A 26,624-nucleotide genomic window follows, 5' to 3' on the forward strand; every position below is an offset into this window, starting at 1 on the left:
TCGGGTACTGACTACGGCTTGGGCGTGGCGTGCGGGGTGCACGTCACGTCTGCCGCGTCCGTCTTGCCGGTGAGCAGGTAGGTGTCCACCCGCTCGTTGATGCACGGGTTGACCAGGCCGGTCACACCGTGCGAGCCCGCGTCCTTCTCGGTGATCAGGCGAGAGCCCTTGAAGCGCTGGTGCAGTTCGACGGCGCCGGGGTACGGGGTGGCGGCGTCATCCGTGGACTGCACGATCAGGACGGCCGGCAGACCCTTGCCGGTCTTCACGTTCACCGGCGTCTGCTGCTTGACCGGCCAGGTGGCGCACGGCAGGTTCATCCACGCGTTGGCCCAGGTCATGAACGGGTAGTCCTTGTGCAGCCGCGTGTTGTCCTTGTCCCACTTCGTCCAGCTGGTAGGCCACTTGGCGTCGGTGCACTCGACGGCCGTGTAGACGGCGTTGCCGTTCTCCGAGGCGATGTTGCCCGCGGTGTCCGACAGGTCGGGAGCCGCGGCGTCGACGAGCGCCTGGGTGTCACCGGCGACGTACTTGCTGAACACCGTGGCGACCGGCACCCACGAGGAGTCGTAGTACGGGGCGCTCTGGAAGAAGGAGATCAGCTCGGCGGGTCCGACGACGCCACCGAGCGGGCTCTTCTTCGCGGTGGCGCGCAGCTTCAGCCACTGGTCCTGCACCTCGGCCCGGGTGTCGCCGAGGTGGAAGGTCGCGTCGTTCTTGGCGACCCAGTCCTCCCAGTCCTTCCAGCGGCCCTCGAAGGCGATGTCCTGGTCGAGGTTGGCCTCGTACCAGATCTTCTCGCGCGACGGGTTGACGACACTGTCGACGACCATACGACGGACGTGGCCCGGGAAGAGCGTGCCGTAGACCGCGCCGAGGTACGTGCCGTACGAGACACCCAGGTAGTTGAGCTTCTTCTCGCCGAGTGCGGCCCGGATGACGTCCAGGTCGCGCGCGGTGTTGGGCGTGGTCATCTGTGCCAGCATGTCTTCGCCGGTGCGCTCGGCGCAGCCGTCCGCGTACTCGGCGGCCAGCTTGCGCTGGGCGCGCTTGTCCGCCTCGGAGTCCGGGACCGGGTCGGCCTTGGGCGCCTTCACGAACTCCTGCGGGTCGATGCAGGATATGGGCGCCGAGTGACCGACACCGCGGGGGTCGAAGCCCACGAAGTCGTAGGCCTTGGCCGTGTTCGCCCAGATCGGGTTCTTGTTGGTGACCCGCGTCGGGAAGCGCATGCCTGAGCCGCCGGGGCCGCCCGGGTTGTAGACGAGGGCGCCTTGGCGCTCCTCCTTCGTACCCGTGTTCCCGATGCGGTCGACGGCGAGCTTGATCTGCTTGCCGTTCGGGTGGGCGTAGTCGAGCGGGACGGTGACCCAGCCACACTGGATCGGCTTCACGATGCCCCAGTCCGCGGGACAGTCCTGCCAGTCGATCCCGGCCTTGGCGGCCTTGGCGGCGGCGATCGCCGCGCCACGGGCCACGCGGTCCTGACCGTGGCGCGAGTCGGCGGTGGCCGTCGGCGCCGTGACGGCTCCGGCAATCAGGGTCGCCGTGACGAGCGCTCCGGCCGAGCCGAGCGCTGCCACCCGTCTCGTCGGTCTCATAGCCCTCAAGTGGGACCTCCCCGTACATCGTTGCGATTGGTACGGGGATCCTTTCGGCTGTCAGGTCCCTGAGAACAGAGGTGATCGGGCTTCTTTACTAATCCGATAACCGGTGTACGGCGCTCCGTTGAGCGGAGACGTGTGTTTCAGCCGAGGTCACTCAAGGCTTCGTCCAGCACCCGCCGCAGCCGCAGCGCGTCCGGCGCCAGCGCGCTGACCAGAGCAGCGGGCCCGGCGAGCGGCGTGAGCGCCGCTGACTCCCCCAGCAGCCGGGCCTGAACCGGGTTCCGCGCGAACTCAGGCCTGACGACGACGAGTTGACCCAGGGCGCGATGCCCGCCGAGGACGGCGGGCCCGTCCCATCCACCGGGTGCACCGGGCCCGCACGCCAACTCCTGGTCCAGCAGTGGCCGTCCGTCGAGCCGCACGGTAAGACGACTGGTGAGCCGGCCGGGTTCCTCACCGGCGCGCCCGAGTACCTGCTCCTCCCGGAAGACGAGCCGGGCGCCCCGCTGGAGTTCGATGCGCGAGGAGACGTACAGATCGCTGCCGCCCGCGGAGATCAACTGCTCGGGCAACCAGCGCAGTTCGCCCCCATCGGCGACGCTCAGCCGCACGTCGTAGCGCGCCTCGCCCTTGGCCTGGCCCGGCAGCGCGATGGTCGCGGCGGCCGACCCGACGTGCAGCCGGGCGCCTTGGGCGACCTCCGCCTCGACGGTGAAGTGGTCGCCGCCGAGCGGACCGCTCATCGCGCCGACGAGCATGACCCGCGCCTCGTTGTCACTCGCCCGGGTGCGGCGCAGGGCGAGCGGCCCCTCACCCTCCAGCACGGGCAGCGAGGTACCGCCCCGGCCGTCGTCCCGTGCCCCGATCCGTGCGGTGGCCCGCACTCCCGCTGTCGTCATGCCGTCCACGCCGCGATCCGTTCCCGCACCCAGGCGGCGACGTCGGTGACACCGCCCTCCGTCCGGAGCGACTGGAAGACGACGGGCAGTTCGGCCCGCTGCGCCTTGGCGTCGGCGGCCATCCGCCCCAGATCGGACCCCACGTACGGTGCGAGGTCGGTCTTGTTGACGACGAGCAGATCGGCGGTCGTCACACCGGGCCCGCCCTTGCGCGGGATGTCGTCCCCGCCCGCCACGTCGATGACGAAGATCTGCGCGTCGACCAGCCCCTTGGAGAAGGTCGCGGTGAGGTTGTCGCCCCCGGACTCTACGAGGATGAGATCCAGCGGCCCGATCTCGTCCTCCAGGTCCTCCACCGCTTCGAGGTTCGCCGAGATGTCGTCCCGGATCGCGGTGTGCGGGCAGGCCCCCGTCTCGACGGCGGTGATCCGCTCCGGCGGCAGCACGGCCTCCCGCAGCAGGAACTCGGCGTCCTCGCGTGTGTAGATGTCGTTCGTGACAACAGCGAGGGACAGTTCGTCGCGCAGCGCGCGGCAGAGCGCGGCGACGGTCGCCGTCTTGCCGGACCCGACCGGCCCGCCGAGCCCTATGCGCAGGGCACGACGGGAGCCGTCGGGACGGTGGGCGTCGGCGCTGACGGCGGAGGGGCCGTCGTGGGTGTGGGTGTGGTCGAGGTGCATGGTGTGCGGCTCCAGCCAGGTCTCATTTTTTAGCCCGTCCGGCGTTTGAGGACAAGGCCGTTCAGGCCGAACGGGGGTCTGGGGGCGGAGCCCCCAGGGGACGATGGGGTCCCCCCCTGCTCGAGCGAAGCCGAGAGCTTGGGGGAGGGTAGGGGCGGCGGGGGCGAGAACTCCCTACGACGCGAACAGCCGCACAGCCCAAGCGGCATGCGCCTCCGCACCGATCTCCAGCAGCGGAGCGGAAGCCGCAGGCAGTGCGTCGACCCCGTCGTCGAGAGCCCGGCGAGCGGCACCGGCCGCCTGATGGGCCACAAGGTCCAGCTCCGGCGCGAGCCGCGCAAGGACCGCCGTGGCGTCGAACGGATCGAGGCTCAGCAGCCGCACCGTCGCGCTCGCCGGCCCACTGACACTCTCGTACGCGGAGCAGTACGCGGCGTCCTCGGGCCCGAGCCCCGCGGCGCGCGCGGTGAGCCCGAGTACGACCGGCTGGTGCGCTCCCTTGGGAAACGCCCGTGCCAGCGCGTCGAGTTCCCCGGACGGCCAGGTCGCCCGAGCCGCCCGCATCAACTGCCGTCCGAGCCGCCGCGCGGCGACCCGCAACGCGGGCGACGGCGTACGCGCGTCCGCGGCCGTGTCCAGCTCCGCCGGATCGACCCCGAGCGCGGCCGCCGCGGCGAGAGCGGCCGACACCAGTCCCGCCGTGTGCAACCGTCCCCGGCAGAAGTCCTCCAGACTCGCCGCCCCGCTGATCCGTCCGGCCTTGACGGCGGCCTCGGCCCCGCCGGAGTGGGCGTGCCCTCCGGCGGGGAAGCGGCCGTCGGCCAGGACGAGAAGTGCTGCGCGGGACATCAGAAGAGGAAGTAACGCTGGGCCATGGGCAGTTCGGCGGCCGGTGTCGCCTCGACCAGCTCCCCGTCGATGTGCACGGCGAAGCTGTCGGGATCGACCCGCACCTGCGGCCGGGCGTCGTTCTCGCGCATGTCGGCCTTGGTCACCGCCCGGGTCGAGTCGATGGCGAGGAACCGCTTCCCGAGCGAGAGCCGCTCCGGCAGCCCGTCCTCGATGGCCAGCGGAGCCACGAAGTTGAACGAGTTCGAGGCGGGCGCCCGCCCGATCGCCCCGAACATCGGCCGGGGCAGGATCGGCTGAGGCGTCGGGATGGACGCGTTCGCGTCGCCCATCTGCGCGTACGCGATCTGCCCGCCCTTGATGACCAGGTGCGGCTTGACCCCGAAGAACGCGGGCTCCCACAGCACCAGATCGGCGAGCTTGCCGGTCTCGACGGAGCCGATCTCACGGGCGAGGCCCTGCGCGAGCGCCGGGTTGATCGTGTACTTGGCGACATAGCGACGTACGCGATGGTTGTCCGCGCGGCCGTCACCCGGCAACGCACCCCGCCGCCGCTTCATCACATGGGCCGTCTGCCAGGTCCGCATGATGACCTCGCCGACCCGGCCCATGGCCTGCGCGTCGGAGGAGATGATCGAGATGGCGCCGAGGTCGTGGAGGATGTCCTCGGCCCCGATGGTGGACGGACGGATCCGGGACTCGGCGAAGGCCAGGTCCTCCGGGACGGCCGGGTTGAGGTGGTGGCAGACCATCAGCATGTCGAGGTGTTCCTCGGCAGTGTTGACGGTGTACGGCCGGGTCGGGTTGGTGGAGCTGGGCAGCACGTGCGGCTCGGAGACCACGGTCATGATGTCCGGCGCGTGCCCGCCGCCCGCACCCTCGGTGTGGTAGGCGTGGATGCCTCGTCCGGCGATCGCGGCGAGGGTGTCGCCGACGAACCCGGCCTCGTTCAGGGTGTCCGTGTGGATGGCGACCTGGATGCCCGTCCGGTCGGCCACGGTCAGTGCGGCGTCGATGACGGCGGGCGTGGTGCCCCAGTCCTCGTGCAGCTTCAGACCGAGCGCGCCGCCGCGGATCTGCGACAGCATCGCGTCGTGCGAGACGGTGTTGCCCTTGCCGAGCAGGCCGAAGTTGAGCGGGTACTGCTCCATCGCCTCCAGCATCCGGGCCAGGTGCCAGGGGCCGGGAGTGACCGTGGTCGCCTTCGAGCCCTCGGCGGGACCCGTGCCGCCGCCGACCAGCGTCGTGATGCCGGCGGCGAGCGCCTCGTCGGCGATCTGCGGACAGATCAGGTGGACGTGCGCGTCGATGGCGCCCGCGGTGACGATCCGGCCGTTGCCCGCGATGATCTCGGTCTCCGGGCCGATCACCAGGTCGGGGTGCACCCCGTCCATGGTGTCCGGGTTGCCCGCCTTGCCGATGCCGGTGATCCGGCCGTCGCGGATGCCGACGTCGGCCTTGACGATCCCCCAGTGGTCGACGATCACGACCCCGGTGATGACCGTGTCGGGGGTGCCGTCTGCGCGCGTAGCGCGGGCCTGGCCCATGGATTCGCGGATGACCTTGCCACCGCCGAACACCGCCTCGTCACCGGCGAGACCGGGTCCGCCGGAACGGTCCTCCTCGATCTCGATCAGCAGGTCGGTGTCGGCGAGCCGGATGCGGTCACCGGTGGTGGGGCCGAACAGATCGGCGTACGCGCCGCGCGAGAGCTCAGGCATCGAGGGCACCTCCGGTCTCACCGCGCAGGCCGGGCACGACACGGGCGCCGGTGAGCGGAACGAGTTCGACGTCGACGGGGATCCCGGGCTCGAAGCGCACGGCGGTGCCGGCGGCGACGTTGAGCCGCTTGCCGCGCGCGGCGGCGCGGTCGAATTCCAGACCGGGATTGGCCTCGGCGAAGTGGTAGTGGGAGCCGACCTGGACGGGCCGGTCGGCGGCGTTGAGGACGGTCAGCGGGGTGACCTCGCGGCCTTCGTTGAAGGCGACGGGTCCGTCGGCGAACAGGATCTCTCCGGGAATCATGGCTCTCGCTCCCCCGTCAGACGATCGGGTCGTGGACGGTGACGAGCTTGGTGCCGTCCGGGAAGGTCGCCTCGACCTGGACGTCGTGGATCATCTCGGGGATGCCCTCCATGACGTCGTCCCGGGTGAGGATCTTGCGCCCGGAGGACATGAGCTCGGCCACGGTACGGCCGTCACGCGCGCCTTCGAGGATGTGCGACGTGATGAGGGCGACAGCCTCGGGGTGGTTCAGTTTCAGCCCTCGGGCACGGCGCTTCTCGGCCACGTCGGCGGCCACATGGATCAGCAGCCTCTCTTGCTCGTGCGGGGTCAGTTGCACGGCGTCCCACCTCACAGTCCTCGCTCCGGACCGTGCGGGGTCCGGTGGCCGCAGCCACCAAAACCCCTGGTGGCATGGATGCGCACGGTAGTTGGCCGTCGTTTCATGGACGTTAACCGGCCTGTGATCCACTCCTGACCGCCGGAGTGGGCTGCGCCACGCTCAGCAACGCCCACGGCCCGCGCCGCGCGCGGATACCGCCCACTCAGGAGGGCGCGGCGACTCGGCCCACCCTTGGATCACCGGCCGGGGACAGGGGCTTCCCCGGCCCGCCGCGCCTTCGGGATCCACCACTACGTCGACGAGGCCGTCACCCGGGACGCCACCGAGGATCGGACCGTATACGGCACGGCGCCGCCGCCACGCAGGCGCCGCCGCCACCGGCGGACGCGGCAGCAGCCCCACCTCGCCCGGCAGCCCCACAAGGGTTCCCGGCCGACCGGCGTGGCCCCGGAGCGCGAGCCCACGCCGACGAGCCGACACCGGACGACCGCCTTCCCGGCTCACCCCTCGGTCCGAAACGCCTTGCGGCTACGACGCGTTGGGCCCCCGGTGCTCCGCGGCGATGCCGAACCGCTGGCGCTCGCGCGGGGCGGAGGCGACCTCGCGGACGCTGGAGAGGGAGCTGACCACCTGCTCCTCGGCGGGCTCCTGGAGTGCCTCGAGTCGCTCGAGGTCGGCGGCGGAGACCAGGGCGACGAGAGGCTTCCCGTGCCGTGTCACGACGACGCGCTCGCCGCCGTACACCACCCGGTTGATCAGATCGGCGAGCTCAGCCCTGGCTTGCGTCACCGGAATCTCGTAGGCCATGCCCTCCAGCTTAGACCGGGCCCTGCGACACCTCGGGACCGGAACATCAGGCACCGGAAGACCCGCGCCGGTCGCCATCGACTGATCCGCACCACCCCACTCCCCCACACGGTGGCGCCCCGGGCCGACTCCCGGTCCGGGGCACAGCCGTTTTCGCTCTCAGCATGCCTCGCTCCCGACCGTACGTACGTCCTGTACATTTTTTACAGACGTCGACAGAGGAGGCGCGCGCCATGGACAGCACGTCCGCCCGCTATGTCCTGCCCGAGTTCACCGAGCGCACGAGTGCGGGACTCCGGACCCTGGATCCGTACTCGAAGCTGCTCGACGAGCGGATCGTGTTCCTCGGGACCCCGATCGACGACACGTCGGCGAACGATGTGATGGCGCAGTTCATGCACCTCGAGTACCTGGCGCCGGACCAGGACATCTCGCTGTACATCAACTCTCCCGGCGGCTCGTTCAGCGCGATGACGGCGGTCTACGACACGATGCGGTTCGTCAGCTGCGACGTGCAGACCGTGTGTCTGGGGCAGGCCGCGTCGGCCGCCGCCGTCCTGCTGGCCTGCGGCGCGCCGGGCAAGCGGTTCGCGCTGCCGGGTGCCCGGGTGCTGATCCACCAGCCTTCACTGGCCGAGCCGGTACAGGGTCAGGCGAGCGATCTGGCCCTGCAGGCCGAGGAATTGATGCGCACTCGCAGGCTGCTGGAGGACATGCTCGTACGGCACACGGGGCAGAGTCCTCAGCAAGTCGCCGCCGACATCGAGCGGGACACGATCCTGGACGCGCAGGCGGCGTTGGCGTACGGACTGGTGGACGGGATCATCCCGAGCCGCAAGACCCCGCACACCGCACCGGGCGCGAGGAACGCAACACCCGACGCGAGGTGATCCGCCGATGGTGCCCGAACTTCCCCCACTGCCCGCACTGACCCGTGCCGAGGCCGAGCTGATCGACCGTTACCTCGACGTGGTCGACCTGCTCGGCCGCATCAACCCGGCCCGGCCGGGAGACACCTACCGCGGGCTGCGCGCCGCGCAAGCACTCGTAGGGAAAGCGACGGCACTGCGCGACGCCCTCGCGCTGATGCACCAGCGCGGCGAGAGCGAGGTGCACGCCCCGACCCTGGCACAGGCCCTGCGGGTCCTCGACGGCGAGCGGCGGGTGGCCCGCGTCACCCTGCCGCCCGGCGCGGAGAGTTGACGCGTCCGGCCCGGGCTTCAAACGGACCAACCGGATTACCCCCTGATGGAGTAGACGCGGGTCCTTTCGGAGACCCGCAGAAGTTGCGCAACGCGCGTAGCCCAGAAGCGGAATAGAGCGCTCCGATGCTGGTGAAGGCATCATCGATAACCCCAACAGCCCTCGAACAGAAGAGTGTCCACCCGAACGGGTGAGTGGTGACTAACCCCACAAATCGCCGGTTCCGCTCGGATTTTCCGACTTCCATGCGTGAAGATCCCTTCGACGACAAGCCCCCGCCACAGCGGCGGGGCGGTCCGGGCGGACGCCGAGTCCTGCCGCCCCCGGATGACCGGTCGACAGATGTGCATCGGCAGGAGTGGAGGACCCAGCACGACGGTCCGCCGGAGAGATCCGGACGGTCCTTGGGGTGAAGCCGCAGTACGCGGCCGGGCTACTTCGCCAGCCCGAATCCGACAGGTCATCCTTCACAGGCGGCTGACGAAGGGTTGCGCATGACTGCGCTCAATCGTGTTCCGTCGCTGTGGACCCGGGCCGGTACGGCCTCGGCGCTCACCATCGCCGCCGTGGGCGGCAGTCTCGTGGTCCCGGGCGTCGCATCCGACGCCGAAGCGGCCACTGTGGCGACGAAGGCACTCCAGGTCGCGGCTTCCAAGAAGGGCTCCCCGTACCAGTACGGTGCCGCCGGGCCACGCCGCTTCGACTGCTCCGGGCTCACGCTCTACTCGTTCAAGAAGGCAGGCAAGAAGCTGCCTCGTACGGCCGCGGCGCAGTACAACAAGTCCCGCCATGTCTCCGCCTCGAAACGCAAGGCCGGAGACCTCGTGTTCTTCCACTCGGGCAGCAGCGTGTACCACGTCGGCATCTACGCCGGGAAGGGAAAGATCTGGCACTCCCCGAAGACGGGGGAGGTCGTGAAGCTCCAGAAGATCTGGACCAAGAGCGTGTGGTACGGCCGGGTCAGCTGATCTGCCCGCGGGGGTGACGGCGGCCGCGCCGTCGCCCCCTCGGGGCATGAAACGGGGTGAATCGGTTAGTCGTACTCCATGGCCGAGCAACGTCCCCCCACGGATCGTGACGAGACGCCCCTCGAACGCGCCGACCGCAACTTCGGCGAACTGCTCCAGGAACTGCGCGTCACGCAGGCCGGGGTGCAGATTCTCTTCGCCTTCCTGCTGACCCTGGCCTTCACCCCGCGCTTCCCGTCCCTCGACACGATGCAGCGGGCCACGTACGTCACGACGCTCCTGCTGGCCGTGCTGGCCACCGCCCTGTTCACGGCGCCTCCGGCCGTGCACCGATTGCTGTTCGGGCAAGGTGCCAAGCCGACCATCGTGCGGGTCTCCTCCGCCCTGACCACGTTCGGTATGGGCGTTCTCATGCTGGCGATCACGGGATCGGTGCTGCTCGTCGTGGACGTGGCGGTCGGGCGGGGGATCGGGATCGCCGCGAGCGCGGGCACGCTGGTCGCCTATCTGGCGCTGTGGGGCGCGCTGCCGCGGCTGGTCCGGCGTACCGTCGTCAGGACCGGAGAGGCTCCACGAGGAGCACCAGACCGAGAACGGTGAGTGCGGTGCCGGTGGCCGCCGCCACGACGCGGGCGGCGCGCGGCCTGCGCAGCAGGCGGCCGAGCCGGTCCACCAGCAACGCGACCGCCGGGAACCACACCAGGGCGAGGACGACCACGATCAGCGCCAGCAGCAGCGTGCGGGGCATCGCGGGGCTGCCCACGGGTACGAACTGCGGCAGCAGGCTGAGGAACGTGATGGGCGCCTTCGGGTTGAGCGCGTTGGTGACGAAACCCTGCCGCAGCGGCCCCGCACCCGAATCCGCCCCTTCGGCCACCGCCCCGCTCGGCCGCCGCAGCCCCCACAAGGTCCGTACGCCGAGGTACAGCACATAGGCGCCGCCGAGCAGCTGCAGCGCCCGGAACAGCGCGGGCACGGCCGTGAGGACCGCGGCGACCCCGGCGACCGCCAGCGCCGTGTGCAGGAGCAGCCCGCCGGTGATCCCGAGCGCGCACGCGACCCCGGCCCTGCGGGAGACCAGGGCGTTGCGTACGACGACGGCGAAGTCCGCGCCGGGCATGGCGACCATGCCCGCGGCGACCCCGGTGAAGGCGATGAGCTGTGCGTCCATGGCCACCAGGCTGCCCGGACCGGGCCTTCAACAGGTATGTCGAATATCCTGGGTCAGTCTTAAGCAGTCGTTTAGGCACTCGTCCAGGCACTCGTCCAGGCACTCGTCCAGGCACTCGTCCAGGCACTCGTCCAGGCACTCGTCCAGGCACTCGTCCAGGCACTCGTCCAGGCACTCGTCCAGGCACTCGTCCAGGCACTTAGTTCAGACACAGAGGCGGTGTTCGAGCCCCGGGAAGGTCAGGAGGGGCACGATGTACGACCCGACGCGGCTCGCGGCCCTGGTGGCGGTCGCCGAGGCGGGATCGATCACCCGGGCCGCCGAGCGCCTCGGGTACACGCCGCCCGCGCTCTCCCAGCAGCTGGCGAAGCTGGAGCGGGAGGCGGGCGCGAGCCTCCTGGTGCGGTCCCATCGCGGGGCGCGGCTCACGGACGCGGGCGAGCTGCTCGTGGCGCGGGCCCGTCGGATTCTCGACGAGATGGAGCAGGCCCGGCACGAACTGGCCGGACTGGCCGGTCTGTCCGGCGGCATTCTGCGGCTCGGCACCTTCCAGACGGCGGGCATCCATCTGCTGCCGCCGGTGCTCAGCGCCTTCCGCCGGGCGCACCCGGACGTACAGCTCACGGTCGCGAACTGTGAGCCCCCGGACGGCGTTTCGGCGGTCGCGGCGGGCGAGGTGGACCTCGCGCTGACGCACGCCTACGAGCCCGCGGACCCCGTGCGCCTCCCCTCGTCGGTGCGCGCGGAGCCGGTGCTGGTCGAGGAGTTGGTCCTCGTGACCGCGCCGGGGCACGTCCTGGCGGGCGGTTCGTCGCGGCTGCCGCTGACCGAACTCGCCGGACAGCCACTGATCAGCATGGCCCCGGATCATCCACCGCGACAGGGCGTGGAGGCCGCACTGGCCCGGGCCGGTGCCACCCCGTCGGTGCGGGTCGAGACTCCGGGGTACGCCCTGGTGTGCGCGCTGGTCAGCGCGGGGCTCGGGGTCGCTGTCGTACCGGAGATGGTGGCCAGGACCGCGGCGACCCCGGTGGGGCTGCGCCTGCTCGAGCCGGGGAACCTGCGGCGCACGATCTCCGTCGTCCACCGGACCGACCGTCCGACGCCGGCGGCCGACGCCTTCCGGGCCTTGCTGCGCGGCGCCTTCGGACGTGCGGCACAGCACAGGCCCGACAACTGATCTACTTCTTACGGCTCTTGTGGCCCCCCGGCCGTCACCGGCTGCGCCGGCACCGCCCATGGCAGTTCGATGGAGACCGTCTTGCCGCCCTCCCTGGTGGGCCGGACGAGGAGTCTGCCGCCGCACTCGGAGGTGAGCCAACGGATGATCACCATGCCGCGTCCGTTGTCCTGTTGGACGGCTGCGGGCAGGCGTTTCGGAAAGCGCGGGTGGCTGTCGGTGACGCCGAGGCGCAGGTGTTCGTCTCGGTCGAGCCGGACATCCACCGTGAAGGTGGGCGACTGCCCGAAAGTGTGCTGGACGGCGTTGGTGGCTAGTTCGGACACGATCAGACGTACGGTGTCGGCGACTTCGGCGTCGCACGGCAGGCCCCATTCGACCAACACGTCGGCGACGAATTTCCGGGCCGCGGAGACCGAGGCGGGATCGCTCGGCAGAGTGACGGATGCTTCATGGTGATCTGCCATGGCGACGTCGTCCCTTTCCCACGGGACCGGAGTCCGACAAGGAGCGGATGGTTCGAGTACGGTCCCGGACTGGTGCTTTGCGCCAGACTGCCATCACTGGGCCGGCCACGGGAGCGATCCACCGAGATATGCATATATCTGTCGCTCGAAGCGGTGAACTCTGCGACGGCAGACCGTATTTGGGCGGCCCGGGAGGAGTAAGGAGTACGGCCATGCAGCACGGTCCTGCGGTACGCCGCCGCAAGCTCGGTGCCGAACTGCGCGCGCTGCGCGCCGGTGCGGGCCTCACCAGTGGTGAGGCCGCCCGTCTGGTCGGCTGGCATCAGTCGAAGGTGAGCCGGATCGAAACCGGCATCAGCGGGGTGAAGCCGGCGGACGTCCAGCGCCTTCTGGACGCCTATGCCGTCGACGAGCCCGAATTACGGGAGCTCCTGCTCGGGTTGGCGGGTTCCGAGGGTAACGGGCGGCACCACTGGTGGCACGCCTACCGCGGAGTCCTGCCGCCGACGTACCGCGATTTCATCAGTCTGGAGTCCCAGGCCAGCGGAATGCGCACGCTGGAGACCTCGGTGGTACCGGGGCTGCTGCAGACTCCCGAGTACGCCCGGGAGGTGACCCGGGCCGCCGTCGGCGGTCTCGAGGACTCCGAGCTCGACGCGCTCGTCGAGGTACGCCTCGCCCGCCAGGACGTGTTGCGTTCGATTCCGCCGCTGGAACTGAGCGCGGTCCTGGACGAGGCGGTGTTACGACGCGAGGTCGGCGGACCGGAGGTCATGTCACGGCAACTGGACCGGCTGCGGGAGGCCGCCACCCTTCCCCAAGTGCGGCTTCAGGTCCTGCCGTTCGCCGCGGGGGCACACATCGGAGTCACCGGACCTTTCGTTATCTTCTCATTTCCGAACACAACTGATCTGGATGTGGTTGTTCTCGACCACTTGACGAGTAGCCTCTACCTCGAGCGGAAAGAAGACCTCCAGGCCTACACCGAGGCCTTCAACGCCCTGCAGATCCACGCCCTTTCGCCCGAGGACTCGTTGGATTACATCGCCGTGCTACGTGACGGCGCGTGAGGAGGCACCATGTCCGCCATGGCTCCGTACGTACCTTCCAGTGCTTCACTCCACGACGTGCGGTGGCTGCGCAGCAGCCGCAGTACCGGAATGAACAACTGCGTCGAGACGGCACGACCGGGCCCAGGCCCCTGGGCCGGACTCGTGGCCGTGCGCGACTCCAAGGACAAGGCGGGCCCCGCCCTGGTCTTCACCCCTGCGACCTGGACGGGATTCATCGCCGGACTGAGGTGACGTCCACCCCGCTCACCGATGCCCGCTGATCACCCGTACGGCGTGGGCGATCTGCGCGTCGGTGAGGTCGGCGCGGGCGGTCAGCCGCAGCCGGGAGACGCCGTCGGGCACGGACGGGGGCCGGAAGCAGCCGACGGCGAGTCCCGCCGCACGGCAGTCGGCCGCCCACCGCACGGCCCGCTCGGGTGACGGCGCACGCACGGAGACCACGGCCGCGTCCGGTCGTACGGCTTCCAGGCCCTCGGCCGTCAGCCGGGTGTGCAGCGCCGTCGCCACCTCGCGGGCCCGTGCGGCACGCTCCGGCTCGCGGCGCAGCAGCCGCAGCGCCGCGAGAGCCGCGCCCGCCGCCGCGGGCGCCAGACCGGTGTCGAAGATGAACGTGCGCGCAGCGTTGATCAAATGGTCGATGACCGGGGCGGGGCCGAGAACGGCGCCACCCTGGCTGCCGAACGACTTCGAGAGCGTCGCGGTCACGACAAGGTCCGGGTCGCCCGCGAGCCCTGCCGCGTGCGGGGCGCCCCGGCCGCCGTCGCCCAGGACACCGAGCCCGTGCGCGTCGTCGACGAGGAGCGCGGCTCCGTGCTCCCGGCAGGCGGTGGCGAGCCGGGACAGCGGGGCCGCGTCGCCGTCCACCGAGAAGACCGTGTCGGAGACGGCGAGGGCGGGACCCTCGTGGGTTCCGAGTGCCTTGCGTACGGCGTCGGGGTCGGCGTGCGCGACCACCTGGGTGGCGCCGCGGGCGAGCCGGCAGCCGTCGATGAGCGAGGCGTGGTTGCCCGCGTCCGAGACGATGAGCGAGCCGTGCGGCGCGAGCGCGGTGACCGCGGCGAGATTCGCCGCGTAACCGGAGGAGAAGACGAGTGCGGACTCGAAGCCGCAGAAGTCGGCGAGCTCCCGTTCGAGCTCGCCGTGAAGTTCGGTGGTGCCGGTGACGAGCCGGGAGCCAGTGGCACCGGCGCCCCAGCGGTGGGCCGCGTCCGCGGCGGCCGCCGTGATCTCGGGGTGGCGGGCGAGGCCGAGGTAGTCGTTGCTCGCCAGATCGAGCAGCGGAGAGTCGGCGGGGCGCGGGCGCAGGGTGCGGACGAGTCCGGCCTGTCGGCGCTGGTGCGCCTGCTCGTCGATCCACGCGAACGGCGATCCCGCCATGCTGGTGCCTCCGGGCCCTGAAGGTGGTCGTGAGGGGGTCATGAGGGTGGTCGTTTTGTAGGCAGTGCACAGACCCTAGCGGGACGGTCGGCCCCCCATGATGTGGCAATACCCACACGTCGAACCGTCTCTGTTGTGCAATCTCTCCTTGGCTCCACGGGCCCGCATACGTCAGGATCAGATTTCATGGACCTGCTGAACACGCTGGTGGACAAGGGGCTTCGGCGCGAGCTGCCGACCCGTGACGAGGCACTGGCCGTGCTGGCCACCTCCGACGACGACGTGCTCGACGTGGTGGCCGCGGCCGGGAAGGTGCGCCGGCACTGGTTCGGCCGTCGAGTGAAACTCAACTACCTGGTCAACCTGAAGTCGGGTCTGTGCCCCGAGGACTGCTCGTACTGCTCGCAGCGGCTCGGCTCCAAGGCCGACATCCTCAAGTACACCTGGCTCAAGCCCGACGAGGCCTCGCAGGCCGCGGCAGCCGGGCTGGCCGGGGGCGCCAAGCGGGTCTGCCTGGTGGCCAGCGGCCGCGGTCCGACGGACCGTGATGTGGACCGGGTCGCGGGCACCATCAAGGCGATCAAGGAGCAGAACGAGGGCGTCGAGGTGTGCGCCTGCCTGGGCCTGCTCTCCGACGGTCAGGCCGAGCGGCTGCGCGAGGCGGGCGCGGACGCCTACAACCACAACCTGAACACGTCCGAGGGGACGTACGGGGACATCACGACCACGCACACGTACGCCGACCGGGTGGACACGGTCCAGAAGGCACACGCGGCGGGGCTGTCCGCCTGCTCGGGCCTGATCGCGGGCATGGGCGAGTCGGACGAGGACCTCGTCGACGTCGTCTACTCGCTGCGCGAGCTCGACCCGGACTCCGTTCCGGTGAACTTCCTGATCCCCTTCGAGGGCACCCCGCTCGCCAAGGAGTGGAACCTCACCCCGCAGCGCTGTCTGCGCATCCTCGCGATGGTCCGGTTCGTCTGCCCGGACGTCGAGGTCCGTATCGCGGGCGGCCGCGAGGTCCATCTGCGCACCATGCAGCCGCTCGCCCTGCACCTGGCCAACTCGATCTTCCTCGGTGACTACCTCACGAGCGAGGGGCAGGCCGGCAAGGCCGACCTCGACATGATCGCCGACGCCGGGTTCGAGGTGGAGGACGCGGGCGAGGTGACGCTGCCGGAGCACCGGGTTCCGACGGGGGGCGGGTGCGGCTCGCATGCGGAGGCCGGATGCGGCTCGCATGCGGAGGCCGGGTGCGGCTCCGCCGGCTCGTCCGCCGAGGAGAGCGTTCCCGAGGCCCGTACGGATCTCGTCGCCGTACGCCGCCGAGGGGCCGGAACGGACCTCGCGCCCAATGCCTGACCTCTCCGTGGGTGAGCTGCTCGACCTCGACCGGCGGCACGTCTGGCATCCGTACGGGCCGATGCCGGGCCGGCAGGAACCGCTCGTCGTGGAGTCCGCGAGCGGCGTGCGGCTGCGGCTGGCGGGCGGCTCGGGCGAGTTGGTGGACGGCATGTCGTCCTGGTGGTCGGCGATCCACGGCTACAACCACCCGGTGCTCAACGACGCGGCGCGCGGTCAGCTGGATCGCATGAGCCACGTCATGTTCGGCGGGCTCACGCACGAGCCCGCCGTCCGGCTGGCGAAGCGCCTTGTCGACATCTCGCCCGAGGGGCTGGAGCACGTCTTCCTCGCCGACTCCGGCTCGGTCTCGGTCGAGGTGGCCGTCAAGATGTGCCTGCAGTACTGGCGCTCGCTCGGCCGCCCGGGCAAACAGCGCCTGCTGACCTGGCGGGGCGGATACCACGGGGACACCTGGCAGCCGATGTCGGTGTGCGACCCGGAGGGCGGCATGCACGACCTGTGGGCCGGGGTGCTCCCCCGCCAGGTGTTCGCGGATGCGCCGCCGGTCGCGTACGAGGAGTCGTACGCCGATCAGTTGCGCGAACTGATCGGGCGGCACGCGGACGAGCTGGCCGCGGTGATCGTGGAGCCGGTGGTGCAGGGCGCGGGCGGGATGCGGTTTCACTCCCCCGCGTATCTGCGGGTACTGCGGGAGGCGTGCGACGCGCACGACGTGCTGCTCGTGTTCGACGAGATCGCGACCGGCTTCGGCCGGACGGGCGCGCTGTTCGCGGCGGAGCACGCGGGCGTGACGCCGGACGTGATGTGTGTGGGCAAGGCGCTGACCGGCGGCTATATGACGATGGCGGCGACGTTGTGCACGGCGCGGGTGGCCGACGGGATCTCGCGGGGCGAGGTTCCGGTGCTCGCGCACGGGCCCACGTTCATGGGCAATCCGCTGGCGGCGGCCGTGGCCTGCGCCTCCATCGACCTGCTGCTCGGGCAGGACTGGCAGACCGAGGTCAAGAGGATCGAGGCGGGCCTGCGGGAAGGACTGGCGGAGGCCTCCTCGTTGCCGGGCGTCCGGGATGTACGCGTCCTGGGGGCGATCGGCGTCGTCCAGCTCGACCGTGCCCTCGACGAAGCGGCCATGAAGGCGGCGACCGCGGCAGCCGTGCGCGAGGGCGTGTGGCTGCGGCCCTTCCGCGACCTCGTCTACACGATGCCGCCGTACGTCACGGGCGACGCGGACGTGGCACGGATCGCGCGCGCGGTGTGCGCGGCGGCGCGGGAGGGATGACATGGCGGTCCTGGTGATCACGGGGACGGGCACGGAGGTCGGCAAGACGGTCACGACGGCCGCCGTCGCGGCCGCGACCCTCGCCGCCGGGCGATCCGTGGCCGTGCTCAAGCCCGCGCAGACGGGGGTACGTCCCCACGAGCGCGGGGACGCCGACGAGGTGGCCCGGCTCGCGGGCGCCGTGACCACGCTCGAACTTGCCCGCTATCCCGAGCCGTTGGCGCCCGCGACGGCAGCGCGGCGGGCCTCGCTCGCACCGGTGCGGCCGCACGAGGTGGCGGAGGCGGCGGCCAAGCTGGCCACCGAGCACGACCTCGTGCTGATCGAGGGGGCGGGCGGTCTGCTCGTCCGTTTCGACGACGAGGGCGGCACACTGGCGGACGCGGCCCGGCTGCTCGAAGCGCCGGTACTGGTCGTCGCGTCGGCGGGCCTCGGCACCCTGAACGCGACCGAGTTGACGGCCGGTGAACTCCGCCGTCGTGGGCTGGACTTCACGGGCGTGGTCATCGGGAGCTGGCCCAACGACGCCGACCTGGCCTCCCGTTGCAACCTCGCAGACCTGCCGGTGGTGGCCGGCGCCCCCCTGCTCGGTGCGATACCGGCAGGCGCGGGCTCGTACCCGCCCGCCGACTTCCGTGCGGGCGCTTCGAGTTGGCTGGCGGTCCGGCTGGGCGGCACCTGGGACGCGCGCCACTTCACTGCGGCCGGTGCCCCGTAACGGGGCGCGGGGAACTGCGCGGCCCAGCCCCCGCCGGCCCGTAGCCGACGAACCGGAGCCCGCCCCCTCATCCTTCTCCCAGCAGCCGCACCAACTCGATCCGCGAGCGGATGCCCAACCGGGCGAACACACCGCGCAGATGGTGGTCGATCGTGCGTGGGCTGAGCAGCAGCTGGGCGGCTATCTCGCGGTTGGTGGCTCCCTCGGCGGCCATGCGGGCGACCATCAGTTGCTGTGCGGTGAGACGGGCGGTGAGGTCGGCGGCGGCGCCCGCGGGTGAAGCGGGTTCACCGAGGGCGCGGAGTTCGGCGCGGGCCTGGGCGGCGCAGTGCGGGGAGCCGAAGTGTTCGAAGGCTTCGAGGGCGCTGCGCAGGCGGTCACGGGCCTCCGTACGGTGCCGCAGCCGGCGCAGCGCGCCGCCGAACAGCAGCTCCGTGCGGGCCCTTTCGAAGTCGCGGGTGCCGGAGGCGTGCAGGTCGAGGGCGGTGCGGTAGTGCTCGACGGCGTCCGCGCCGGAGGCGAGCAGGGCCCGGCAGCGGGCGCTGAGGGCCAGGTCGTCGGGGCTGCGGACGGTGCGGGCCCAGTGGTCGTAGTCGGCGTGGGCGGCGCGGGCGACCCGGGTGTCGCCGGTGCGGACGGCGGCCTCCACGTAGTGCGGTGTGGCGATGTGACGGATGGCCCGGTGCCCGTGCCCGGGGCCGAACCCCGCGAGGGCGCGCAGCCGGGCGGCGGACGCCGCGAAGCGGCCGGTGCTCAGGTCGAGGAAGGCGAGCGCGAACAGGGCCAGCGCGGCAGGGAGACCGAGCCCCCGTGCGAGGGCGTAGGAGCGGGCGGCCTCGGCGCGCTCGCGGCAGACCTCCTCGTCGCCGGTGACCGCGGCGAACATCGCGAGGGCGGCCTGCAGATGGCAGGCTCCGTTGTCCTGGCCGGTGGCGTACGCCTGGCGCAGTGCGTCCAGGGTGGCGGCCTCGGCGGCCCGTGGGCGCCCGGTCCAGAAGTCCGCGTACGCCCGGAACTCCATGGCTTGCGGCACGGTGACCGCGTCTCCTCTGGCCTGGGCCGAGGCGGCGGCACGGACGGCCGCGGTGGCTGCCGCGGTGTGGTCGCCGAGCATCAGTGCCGCGATGGCCGAGTGGATCAGCTGGGTGGGGTCGCCCCCGGGACCGCACCGGCCCGCGGCTGCCTTCAGCACGTCCCGTGCGTCGTCGTAGCGGCCCTCGAACGCCGCGGCCAGCCCGCCCAGCGTGCCGGGCGGCACGATCCCGAGCCGGTCGGCGACAGCAGCCGCCTCCCGACATCGGCGCAGGTCGCCGGTGTAGATGGCGGCCTCGGTGGCTCGGGCGAGCAGGTGAACGGCGGCGTCGCGGTCGTGCGTCGCGTCAAATGCCCCGGACAGGCCGGATTCCCCGGACAGGCGAGAATCCCCGGACCCGCCAGAATCCCCGGACGGGCCAGGATCCCCGGACCCGCCAAGACTCCCGACCCCGCCGAAACTCCCCGACCCGCCCGAACTCCCGGATTCGCCAAAACTCCGGAACACGCCAGAACTTCCGGGCGCATCAGGACTCCCAGGCACCTCAGGAATCCCGGACACCCCCGAGTTCACGGGCCTGGCCAGTCCCCCGTACGCCATGGGCTTCCCAAGACCCGCAGGGCTGCCGTACGCCGCACACCCGTCTGACACCGCACGACCGCCGGACTCCGGACGACCGCCGGACTCCGGACGACCACCGGGCACCACAGACCCGTCGCACTCCACACGCCCGCCAGACACCACACCCCCGCCGCACTCCACACGACCGTCAGACACCACATGCCCACCGGGCACCACACACCCGTCAGACACCGCGCGCCCGCCGGACATCGCTGCGTCCGGACGCCCACCCGCGCTATTGCCCGCTCCCCCACCCGTGTACCGCACCGCACCCGTCAGCAGCGCGTCGAACGCGTCCGTCGCGTTCCCCGCCCTCAGCGCGAGCAGTCCGCTCAGGGCGTGGTCGTCGCAGGTCGCGACGAGGCGGCGGGCGCGGTCGACGTCACCGGACCGCCAGGCGTCGGCGGCGGCACGGCCGAGCAGCCTGGTGCGCTCGCTCGGCTCGGACGAGAGCGCGGCGGCGCGTTCGACGAGGGCGCAGGCGACGGCGTGTTCGGCGGCGCCGCGCGCCCGGTGCGCGGCCGTGCGGAGTTCCGCGGCGAGCCGCCGGCTGGGGCCGAGCGCGGCCGCGCCCCGGTGCCAGGAGCGCCGGGATGCCTCACCCTCCGCGCGCAGGACCCGGGCGAGCAGTTGATGGACGGCGCGCCGGTCCGCCGCGGACGCGGTCTCGTACGCCGCGATCCGGGTCCAGGGGTCGCGGAAGACGATGCCGCCGGCCGTGGCGTGGGCGAGTCCGGCCGCCTCCGCGGCCTCGATGTGCCGGGTGTCGAGCCGGGCCGCGGCGACGGCGCGCAGGAAGGCGTGGGTGGCGACCGGGTGCTGGTCGGCCGCCGCGAGGAGCAGCAGGAGGCGGGTGCTGTCCGGCAGTGCGCGCACTTCCTGACGGCGTGTCCGCTCCGTCCGCAGGGGTACGGGAGGGTGCGCAGGCAGCGGGTCCAGACCGGCTCGTTGGCGTTCGGTCAGTATCGAGGCGAGTTCCGCGGCCGCGCGCGGATCATCGTGCGCGGCATGGAGTACGCGTACGCGGACGCCTTCGGGAAGTGGGGGGTCGAGGCGCTGCCACGCGTGCCTGAGCTGCGGTGGCGAAGGGGGCGGGAGAGGCGGGGGGTTCACCGAGGTCACCACACGAATGACGTTACTGGCGAGTTAATTGACTAGTAAAGACCGGCGAGTTCGCCGATGCGCCGCGCGTAGACCCCACCTGACACTCCAGGCATCCGCACTCGTACCTGGAGGCACCATGCAACGCCGCATGCGGCGCATCGCCACGTTCTTCTCCGCCGTGGCAGCAGCACTCCTTGTCTCGCTCTCCCTCTCCGCGACCCCGGCCCAGGCCGCCACCCACAACCCCGTGATCTTCGTGCACGGCCTCAGCAGTTCGGCGAGCAGCTGGGACGACTGGATCGCCGACTTCAAGGCCGACGGCTACAGCAGCTCGGAGCTGTACGCGTGGTCGTACGACTGGTCGCAGTCGAACGTGACCACCGCGCAGCAGCTGTCCACCCAGGTGCAGAACGTCCTCGCGCAGACCGGCGCGGCGAAGGTGGACCTGGTCGTCCACTCGATGGGCGCACTGAACGCGCGTTACTACCTCAAGAACCTCGGCGGGACCTCGTACGTCGACGACCTGGTCTCCACCGCCGGAGTGAACCACGGGACGACCGTGGCCGGTTGGTGCAGGTGGCTCTATACGTCGTGCTCCGAGATGTACACCGGCAGTTCCTTCCTGACCTCGCTGAACTCCGGTGACGAGACACCGGGCAGTGTCGCGTACGCCAGTTACTGGTCGAACTGCGACGACCTGCTCACTCCGGACACCAGCGCGATTCTGAGCGGCGCCACCAATGTGGAGGTCGGCTGCATCTCGCACACCGACATGAACAACGACTACGGCGTCTACGAACAGGTGCGCGACTTCATTGCCTGACGCGCGACGAGTGTGACGGACGTCCAGGGGGGACAATCACGGTAAGGCCCGTCCTCCCGGGAGGTCCGTCATGCCGTTCAGGTCAGCCGGCTCCGGCGCCAGGTCCGCCGGCTCCGGCAAGGTGTCGCCGGACCTCGTGCATCATCCGCTGTTCGCCCGGTACTACGCCCGGCTCAGCGTGACCGCCGAGACCCGGTTGGGTGTGGGTGGCGTACGGGACCGGTTGCTGGCCGGACTCTCCGGCCGGGTCATCGAGATCGGCGCGGGCAACGGTCTGAACTTCGCGCACTATCCGGGCACCGTCTCGGAGGTGGTCGCGATCGAACCCGAGCGTCTGCTGCGGCAGTTGGCCTTGGAAGCGGCGCTGCGCTCGGAGGTGCCGGTCGACGTGGCGCCGGGTGTGGCGGAGGCGCTGCCGGTCAAGAGCGAGGCGTTCGACGCGGCGGTGGTCTCGCTGGTGCTGTGCAGCGTGCGGGACGTGCCGCGCGCGCTCGCTGAACTGCGACGCGTACTGCGGCCCGGTGGCACCGTGCGGTTCTTCGAGCACGGCAAGGGCGGCGGGCGCGTGATGGGGTACACCCAGCGCGGCCTGGACCGCACGGTGTGGCCGCGGCTGACCGGCGGCTGCCATCTGGCGCGCGACCCGATCGCCGCGCTGCGCGACGCCGGGTTCGAACTCGGCCCGTACCAGCGGCTGCTGATGCCCGAGAAGGGACCGCGGCTGCCCACCTCGTACTGCGTGCTGGGATCCGCGCGCCGCCCCGAAGTCGACGACACGCCGTAGGGCTCGCAGCCCCACAGCCTCACAGGCTCCACTGGCGCAGTTCCTGCGCGATGTCCTCGACGGTCGCCACGCCACCCTTCACCAGGCGGGCGAGGTCGCGCACCTGCTCGGGGGAGGTGACGACCTTCAGGCCGCTGGCGACGAGATAGGCGTACGCGACGGCCGAGGCGAACATCGCGTTGGAGCGTTCGAGCGCCGGGACGTGCAGCAGGAGCTGGAGCAGTGCGGCGGCGCGGGCGTGCGGGCTGTCGTAGACGGGAACGCCGAATATCTCCGCCTCGTGCCGGCTGACGGCGGCGACGAGGGCTCCCCAGTCGGTGACCTGGGGGTCTCCGGGCGTCTTCTGTTCGGCGATCATGAGAAGCCAGGCAAGGTCGACTCTGAGACTGCTCAAGGGATCAACGACGACCTTCTCGCGAGCCTTCTCGGTCCGCGCCGAATTCCTCGGCGAACACGCTTTCGTACTGCTTCATAAAGTCGGCGGCGGCGTCGACGAAGGTGTGTCCCACTTCCCCGGTGTCCTGTCTGACCAGCTCCTCGATGTAGCGATTCACGCTCATCCCGCGCTCCAGGGCCCGCTCCCGGGCGGCCCGGGCGGTGCCCTCGTCCACCCGCACGTTCAGCTGAGTCTTCGCCATACCTCGAAGCTAGCGCCGATGCGCTAGCACCCGCAAGGGCGCCCACGGCGGGACGCGGTACTTCGGGGGGATACCGGCTGTGGGTGGGGTCACATTAGGCTCAGCCGGGACAAGGGAGTCGGCACGTCCATCACCTAGGAGGCGGCGTTGTCCACACCAGCTGCGGAGCACACCGTCGGCCGGAGTGACGCCGATGGGGTCGCCGCCCGCGCCCGCGGGCTCACGAAGGCGTACGGATCGGGCGAGACGGCCGTCCTCGCCCTCGACTCGGTCGACGTGGACATCGCGCGTGGTCGCTTCACCGCGGTCATGGGCCCTTCGGGCTCCGGGAAGTCGACGTTGATGCACTGTCTGGCAGGACTCGACACCGTGTCGGCCGGCCAGGTCTGGCTGGGCGACACCGAGATCACCGGGCTGAGGGAGCGTGAGCTGACGCGGCTGCGCCGGGACCGGATCGGCTTCATGTTCCAGTCGTTCAATCTGATCCCGACGCTGAACGCGGCCGAGAACATCACGCTGCCCATGGACATCGCGGGGCAGAAACCCGACCAGAAGTGGCTGGACCAGGTCATCGACACGCTCGGGCTGCGCGATCGTCTCAAGCACCGGCCGGCGCAGCTGTCCGGCGGGCAGCAGCAGCGCGTCGCCTGCGCGCGGGCGCTCGCCTCGCGCCCCGAGCTGATCTTCGCGGACGAGCCGACCGGAAACCTCGACTCCCGCTCGGGGCTCGAAGTCCTCGGCTTCCTGCGCGAGGCGGTCGACGAACTGGGCCAGACCGTCGTCATGGTCACCCACGATCCAGGCGCGGCCGCCCACTCCGACCTGGTGATCTTCCTCGGGGACGGGCGGATAGTGGACGAGATGGAGCGGCCGACGGCGGAGGCGGTGCTGGAGCGCATGCGCCTCTTCTCCGGGGGTCGCCCCCCGGCCCCCGGGTCCGACGGTGGCTCGGACGGCTCCGGCCCCTCCGCCGACGTCGCCCCGGACGACGTAACCCCCGACGACGTAACCCTCGACAAGGACTGAGGCAGCCGTGCTCAAGGCGACTCTGCGGAGCTTCCTCGCACACAAAGGGCGGCTGCTGCTCTCGGCGCTGGCCGTCGTGCTGTCCGTGGCGTTCGTCGCGGGCAGCCTGATCTTCTCGGACACGGTCACCCGCACCTTCGACCGGCTCTTCGCCTCCACTTCGGCCGATGTGACCGTGGCGCCCAGGAACGATCTCACCTCGCAGCTTCCGACCGGCGCCACCGAGACGCTGCCCGCCTCGCTCGCGGACCGGCTGGCGAAGGTCGACGGCGTCGCGGCCACCCATGTGGACGCGGGCGTCGAGAACCTCACGATCGTCGACCGCGACAACGAGTCGGTCGGGCCGACCACGGGCGCCCCGACCATCGCCACCAACTGGGAGGTCACCGAGCGCAGTCCGGTGAAGCTGACCTCCGGCCACGCGCCGACCGGCGCAGACGAGGCGCTCCTCGACGCGGACACCGCCGAGCGCAAGCACGTGGCGATCGGCGACACCCTGACGGTGCAGGCGCAGCCGGGCACGTTCAAGGTGCGGATCGTCGGCATCGCCACCTTCACCACCACCAACCCCGGTGCGGCGCTGCTGTTCCTCGACACCCCGACCGCCCAGACGAAACTGCTCGGCAGCGCCGACGCCGCCACGAGCATCTCGCTGGACGCGGCGCCGGGGGTGAGCGACGCCGAACTCAAGCAGCGCGTCGCCGCCGAACTCGGCGCCAAGACCTATGACTTGAAGACGGCCGACGAACAGGCCGAGGACGCCGCCGCCCAACTCGGCGGATTCCTCGACGTGATCAAGTACGTGATGCTCGGCTTCGCCGGAATCGCCGTGCTTGTGGGCGTCTTCCTGATCGTCAACACCTTCTCGATGCTCATCGCCCAACGCACCCGCGAGCTGGGGCTGTTGCGTGCGCTGGGCGCCGACCGGCGGCAGGTGCGCCGGTCCGTGCTCACCGAGGCGCTGCTGCTCGGCCTGGTCGGCTCGACGCTCGGGCTCGCCGCGGGGATCGGGCTCGCCCTCGGGCTGATCCAGCTCATGACCGCGTTCGGGATGAACCTCAAGTCCACCGAGATGGTGATCGGTTGGGCGACCCCCGTCTCGTCCTACGTCGTCGGGGTCGGCGTCACCTTCGTGGCGGCGTATCTCCCCGCCAGGCGCGCGTCCGGCGTCTCCCCGATGGCGGCCCTCGCGGACGCCGAAATCGCCGGTGTGGGACGGCCGTTGCGGATGCGTGCCGTGGTCGGTTCGGTCGTGGCCCTGGCCGGTGCCGCCGCCCTCGCCGGGTGCGTCACGTCGTCGAAGACCTCGACGGCCGCCTCACTGCTGGGACTCGGTGTCGTCCTGACCCTCATCGCTACGGTGATCGCGGGTCCGCTTCTGGTACGGCCGGTGATCCGGGTCCTGGGTGGAGCCTTCCCCGCGCTGTTCGGCCCGGTCGGCCGGATGAGCCAGCGCAACGCGCTGCGCAATCCGCGGCGCACGGGCGCCACGGCGGCAGCCCTGATGGTGGGCCTCGCCCTGGTCGGCGGAATGTCCGTGGCGAGTGCGTCCATGAGCAAGTCCTTCGACCGCCAGATCGACAAAACGCTGGGCGCCGACTTCGTGATCCAGAACAGCAACTTCGTGCCGTTCTCCCAGGAGGTCACGGACGCGGTGCGCGGCACGAAGGGCGCCGGGCTCGTGGTCCGCCAGCGGTTCACGCCGGTCGCGGTGCGGCTGCCGGACGGCAAGCGGATCGAGACGACCGCCGCGGGCTACGAGTCGCAGCTCGACGACGTCGCCCACATCACGTACGCCCAGGGGGACACGGCGGCGGCGCTCGGCGACGGGCACATCGCCATGGACGGGGAATTCGCGCGGGAGCACGGCGTACGCGTCGGCAGCACGATTCCCGTCGAGTTCCCCGCCGACCGGCGGACCGAGCTGACGGTGGCCGCGCTCACCGACCAGGACGCCGCCGAGGGCTTCGGGACACAGGGCGGGCTGTTCTTCGGCTTCCGGACGATCGAGAAGTACGTGCCCGGCGGGCAGGACTCCGGCCTGTACGTGAACGCGGCCCCGGGCACGAGCGCCGACGAGTTGCGCTCGCGGCTCGAGCGGACTCTCGATCCGTATCCACAGGTGCAGGTCCGCGACCTGGCCGACTACAAGAAACTGATTCACGATCAGATCGCGGTGCTGCTCTACCTCGTGTACGCGCTGCTCGGACTCGCGATCGTCATCGCGGTGCTCGGCGTGGTCAACACCCTCGCGCTGTCCGTCGTCGAGCGCACGCGCGAGATCGGGCTGTTGCGCGCCATCGGCCTCGCCCGGCGCCAGCTGCGCCGGATGATCCGGCTGGAGTCGGTGGTGATCGCCGTGTTCGGCGCGGTCCTCGGCCTCGCGCTCGGGCTGATCTGGGGCGTCTGCATACAGCAGGTGCTCGCGCTCCAGGGCATGGACGCACTCGCCATCCCCTGGGGCACGATCGTCGGGGTCGTGGTGGGGTCGGCGGTCGTGGGCATCGTGGCGGCGCTGCTACCGGCGTTGCGTGCATCCCGCATGAATGTCCTGGCAGCGATCGCCCACGAGTGATGTACTCGCATCAAGTCGTCTTGATGTAAG

The 26,624-nt window shown here is 71.0% G+C and carries 28 protein-coding genes and 1 riboswitch; of the genes, 14 read left to right on the forward strand and 14 right to left on the reverse strand.

The genetic code is table 11. The annotated features are described in order from the left end of the window. Positions 1-11 precede the first annotated feature (11 nt). From ACX28W_RS19870 to ACX28W_RS19905, 8 genes are all read right to left on the reverse strand, one after another. On the reverse strand, positions 12-1,601 hold the full coding sequence (locus ACX28W_RS19870) for an alpha/beta hydrolase (RefSeq protein WP_459000324.1): 1,590 nt from the start codon (positions 1,599-1,601) through the stop codon (positions 12-14). Positions 1,602-1,747: 146 nt separating this feature from the next. Further along, complete coding sequence (locus ACX28W_RS19875) at positions 1,748-2,506, reverse strand: urease accessory protein UreD (protein WP_459000325.1); 759 nt, start codon at positions 2,504-2,506, stop codon at positions 1,748-1,750. Then, complete coding sequence (ureG, locus tag ACX28W_RS19880) at positions 2,503-3,186, reverse strand: urease accessory protein UreG (RefSeq protein ID WP_459000326.1); 684 nt, start codon at positions 3,184-3,186, stop codon at positions 2,503-2,505. The genes ACX28W_RS19875 and ureG overlap by 4 nt, the downstream gene beginning before the upstream one ends. Before the next feature lie 174 nt (positions 3,187-3,360). Then, complete coding sequence (locus tag ACX28W_RS19885) at positions 3,361-4,035, reverse strand: urease accessory protein UreF (RefSeq protein WP_459000327.1); 675 nt, start codon at positions 4,033-4,035, stop codon at positions 3,361-3,363. Beyond that, positions 4,035-5,756, reverse strand: a complete 1,722-nt coding sequence (locus ACX28W_RS19890) for an urease subunit alpha (RefSeq protein WP_459000328.1) — start codon at positions 5,754-5,756, stop codon at positions 4,035-4,037. The genes ACX28W_RS19885 and ACX28W_RS19890 overlap by 1 nt, the downstream gene beginning before the upstream one ends. Then, on the reverse strand, positions 5,749-6,060 hold the full coding sequence (locus ACX28W_RS19895) for an urease subunit beta (protein ID WP_459000329.1): 312 nt from the start codon (positions 6,058-6,060) through the stop codon (positions 5,749-5,751). Before ACX28W_RS19895 ends, ACX28W_RS19890 begins: the two co-directional genes overlap by 8 nt. Positions 6,061-6,076: 16 nt before the next feature. After that, complete coding sequence (locus tag ACX28W_RS19900; protein ID WP_054229180.1) at positions 6,077-6,379, reverse strand: urease subunit gamma; 303 nt, start codon at positions 6,377-6,379, stop codon at positions 6,077-6,079. 531 nt (positions 6,380-6,910) lie between these two features. Beyond that, the gene (locus tag ACX28W_RS19905; protein WP_459000330.1) at positions 6,911-7,189 is read right to left on the reverse strand and encodes a type II toxin-antitoxin system Phd/YefM family antitoxin; all 279 of its coding nucleotides are present in this window, start codon (positions 7,187-7,189) and stop codon (positions 6,911-6,913) included. Positions 7,190-7,422: 233 nt separating this feature from the next. Here ACX28W_RS19905 and ACX28W_RS19910 point away from each other — a divergent pair, with 233 nt between their 5' ends. The 4 genes from ACX28W_RS19910 to ACX28W_RS19925 all read left to right on the forward strand — a co-directional run bounded on the left by ACX28W_RS19910 (position 7,423) and on the right by ACX28W_RS19925 (position 9,960). Beyond that, positions 7,423-8,079: an ATP-dependent Clp protease proteolytic subunit gene (locus tag ACX28W_RS19910; RefSeq protein ID WP_459000331.1), complete on the forward strand. Its 657-nt coding sequence runs from the start codon at positions 7,423-7,425 to the stop codon at positions 8,077-8,079. 7 nt (positions 8,080-8,086) lie between these two features. Continuing rightward, positions 8,087-8,392: a hypothetical protein gene (locus ACX28W_RS19915; protein WP_459000332.1), complete on the forward strand. Its 306-nt coding sequence runs from the start codon at positions 8,087-8,089 to the stop codon at positions 8,390-8,392. A gap of 326 nt (positions 8,393-8,718) precedes the next feature. Continuing rightward, a riboswitch (cyclic di-AMP (ydaO/yuaA leader) is annotated at positions 8,719-8,883 on the forward strand. A 3-nt stretch (positions 8,884-8,886) separates the two neighbouring features. Next, positions 8,887-9,360 carry a C40 family peptidase gene (locus ACX28W_RS19920; RefSeq protein ID WP_459000333.1) on the forward strand — a complete coding sequence of 158 codons (474 nt, stop codon included), beginning with the start codon at positions 8,887-8,889 and terminating at the stop codon, positions 9,358-9,360. 78 nt (positions 9,361-9,438) lie between these two features. After that, on the forward strand, positions 9,439-9,960 hold the full coding sequence (locus tag ACX28W_RS19925; protein ID WP_459000334.1) for a DUF6328 family protein: 522 nt from the start codon (positions 9,439-9,441) through the stop codon (positions 9,958-9,960). On the opposite strand, the gene ACX28W_RS19930 is transcribed toward ACX28W_RS19925, so the two are convergent. Beyond that, positions 9,914-10,531, reverse strand: a complete 618-nt coding sequence (locus ACX28W_RS19930) for a LysE family translocator (RefSeq protein ID WP_459000335.1) — start codon at positions 10,529-10,531, stop codon at positions 9,914-9,916. The genes ACX28W_RS19925 and ACX28W_RS19930 overlap by 47 nt on opposite strands. A 253-nt stretch (positions 10,532-10,784) precedes the next feature. Between ACX28W_RS19930 and ACX28W_RS19935 the strand changes: the two genes are divergently transcribed. Then, positions 10,785-11,711, forward strand: coding sequence for a LysR family transcriptional regulator (locus tag ACX28W_RS19935; protein ID WP_459000336.1), 927 nt, complete (start codon positions 10,785-10,787; stop codon positions 11,709-11,711). A gap of 8 nt (positions 11,712-11,719) precedes the next feature. On the opposite strand, the gene ACX28W_RS19940 is transcribed toward ACX28W_RS19935, so the two are convergent. Further along, positions 11,720-12,178 carry an ATP-binding protein gene (locus ACX28W_RS19940; RefSeq protein WP_459000337.1) on the reverse strand — a complete coding sequence of 153 codons (459 nt, stop codon included), beginning with the start codon at positions 12,176-12,178 and terminating at the stop codon, positions 11,720-11,722. Positions 12,179-12,390: 212 nt separating this feature from the next. Here ACX28W_RS19940 and ACX28W_RS19945 point away from each other — a divergent pair, with 212 nt between their 5' ends. Together ACX28W_RS19945 and ACX28W_RS19950 are read left to right on the forward strand one after the other, a co-directional pair. Beyond that, positions 12,391-13,248: a helix-turn-helix domain-containing protein gene (locus tag ACX28W_RS19945; RefSeq protein WP_459000338.1), complete on the forward strand. Its 858-nt coding sequence runs from the start codon at positions 12,391-12,393 to the stop codon at positions 13,246-13,248. A gap of 9 nt (positions 13,249-13,257) precedes the next feature. Next, positions 13,258-13,482 (forward strand): DUF397 domain-containing protein, encoded by a 225-nt coding sequence (locus ACX28W_RS19950; protein WP_459000339.1) that lies wholly within the window; start codon positions 13,258-13,260, stop codon positions 13,480-13,482. Between the two features lie 12 nt (positions 13,483-13,494). On the opposite strand, the gene ACX28W_RS19955 is transcribed toward ACX28W_RS19950, so the two are convergent. Then, positions 13,495-14,628 carry an 8-amino-7-oxononanoate synthase gene (locus ACX28W_RS19955; RefSeq protein WP_459000340.1) on the reverse strand — a complete coding sequence of 378 codons (1,134 nt, stop codon included), beginning with the start codon at positions 14,626-14,628 and terminating at the stop codon, positions 13,495-13,497. 186 nt (positions 14,629-14,814) lie between these two features. Between ACX28W_RS19955 and bioB the strand changes: the two genes are divergently transcribed. From bioB to bioD, 3 genes are read left to right on the forward strand one after another with little or no spacing between them, the layout of a single operon-like run. Then, the gene (gene bioB, locus ACX28W_RS19960; RefSeq protein ID WP_459000341.1) at positions 14,815-15,990 is read left to right on the forward strand and encodes a biotin synthase BioB; all 1,176 of its coding nucleotides are present in this window, start codon (positions 14,815-14,817) and stop codon (positions 15,988-15,990) included. Continuing rightward, on the forward strand, positions 15,983-17,272 hold the full coding sequence (locus tag ACX28W_RS19965) for an adenosylmethionine--8-amino-7-oxononanoate transaminase (RefSeq protein ID WP_459000342.1): 1,290 nt from the start codon (positions 15,983-15,985) through the stop codon (positions 17,270-17,272). Before bioB ends, ACX28W_RS19965 begins: the two co-directional genes overlap by 8 nt. Before the next feature lies 1 nt (position 17,273). Beyond that, complete coding sequence (gene bioD, locus ACX28W_RS19970) at positions 17,274-17,990, forward strand: dethiobiotin synthase (RefSeq protein ID WP_459000343.1); 717 nt, start codon at positions 17,274-17,276, stop codon at positions 17,988-17,990. A gap of 67 nt (positions 17,991-18,057) precedes the next feature. On the opposite strand, the gene ACX28W_RS19975 is transcribed toward bioD, so the two are convergent. After that, a complete protein-coding gene (locus ACX28W_RS19975; protein WP_459000344.1) occupies positions 18,058-20,520 on the reverse strand; it encodes a LuxR C-terminal-related transcriptional regulator in 2,463 nt (820 codons plus the stop codon). A 364-nt stretch (positions 20,521-20,884) separates the two neighbouring features. Between ACX28W_RS19975 and ACX28W_RS19980 the strand changes: the two genes are divergently transcribed. Both ACX28W_RS19980 and ACX28W_RS19985 read left to right on the forward strand, forming a co-directional pair. Beyond that, positions 20,885-21,571, forward strand: coding sequence for an esterase/lipase family protein (locus ACX28W_RS19980; protein WP_459000345.1), 687 nt, complete (start codon positions 20,885-20,887; stop codon positions 21,569-21,571). Between the two features lie 70 nt (positions 21,572-21,641). Continuing rightward, positions 21,642-22,355 carry a class I SAM-dependent methyltransferase gene (locus ACX28W_RS19985; protein ID WP_459000346.1) on the forward strand — a complete coding sequence of 238 codons (714 nt, stop codon included), beginning with the start codon at positions 21,642-21,644 and terminating at the stop codon, positions 22,353-22,355. A gap of 19 nt (positions 22,356-22,374) precedes the next feature. Here ACX28W_RS19985 and ACX28W_RS19990 read toward each other — a convergent pair whose 3' ends face one another. Next, positions 22,375-22,749: a fic family toxin-antitoxin system, toxin component gene (locus tag ACX28W_RS19990; protein WP_459000347.1), complete on the reverse strand. Its 375-nt coding sequence runs from the start codon at positions 22,747-22,749 to the stop codon at positions 22,375-22,377. A 4-nt stretch (positions 22,750-22,753) separates the two neighbouring features. Beyond that, the gene (locus ACX28W_RS19995; protein WP_459000348.1) at positions 22,754-22,993 is read right to left on the reverse strand and encodes a toxin-antitoxin system HicB family antitoxin; all 240 of its coding nucleotides are present in this window, start codon (positions 22,991-22,993) and stop codon (positions 22,754-22,756) included. 147 nt (positions 22,994-23,140) lie between these two features. Here ACX28W_RS19995 and ACX28W_RS20000 point away from each other — a divergent pair, with 147 nt between their 5' ends. Together ACX28W_RS20000 and ACX28W_RS20005 are read left to right on the forward strand one after the other, a co-directional pair. Then, positions 23,141-24,019, forward strand: a complete 879-nt coding sequence (locus ACX28W_RS20000; protein ID WP_459000349.1) for an ABC transporter ATP-binding protein — start codon at positions 23,141-23,143, stop codon at positions 24,017-24,019. 7 nt (positions 24,020-24,026) lie between these two features. Continuing rightward, positions 24,027-26,594: an FtsX-like permease family protein gene (locus ACX28W_RS20005; RefSeq protein ID WP_459000350.1), complete on the forward strand. Its 2,568-nt coding sequence runs from the start codon at positions 24,027-24,029 to the stop codon at positions 26,592-26,594. Positions 26,595-26,624: the final 30 nt, after the last annotated feature.

The organism is Streptomyces sp. SD15 (assembly GCF_054462255.1).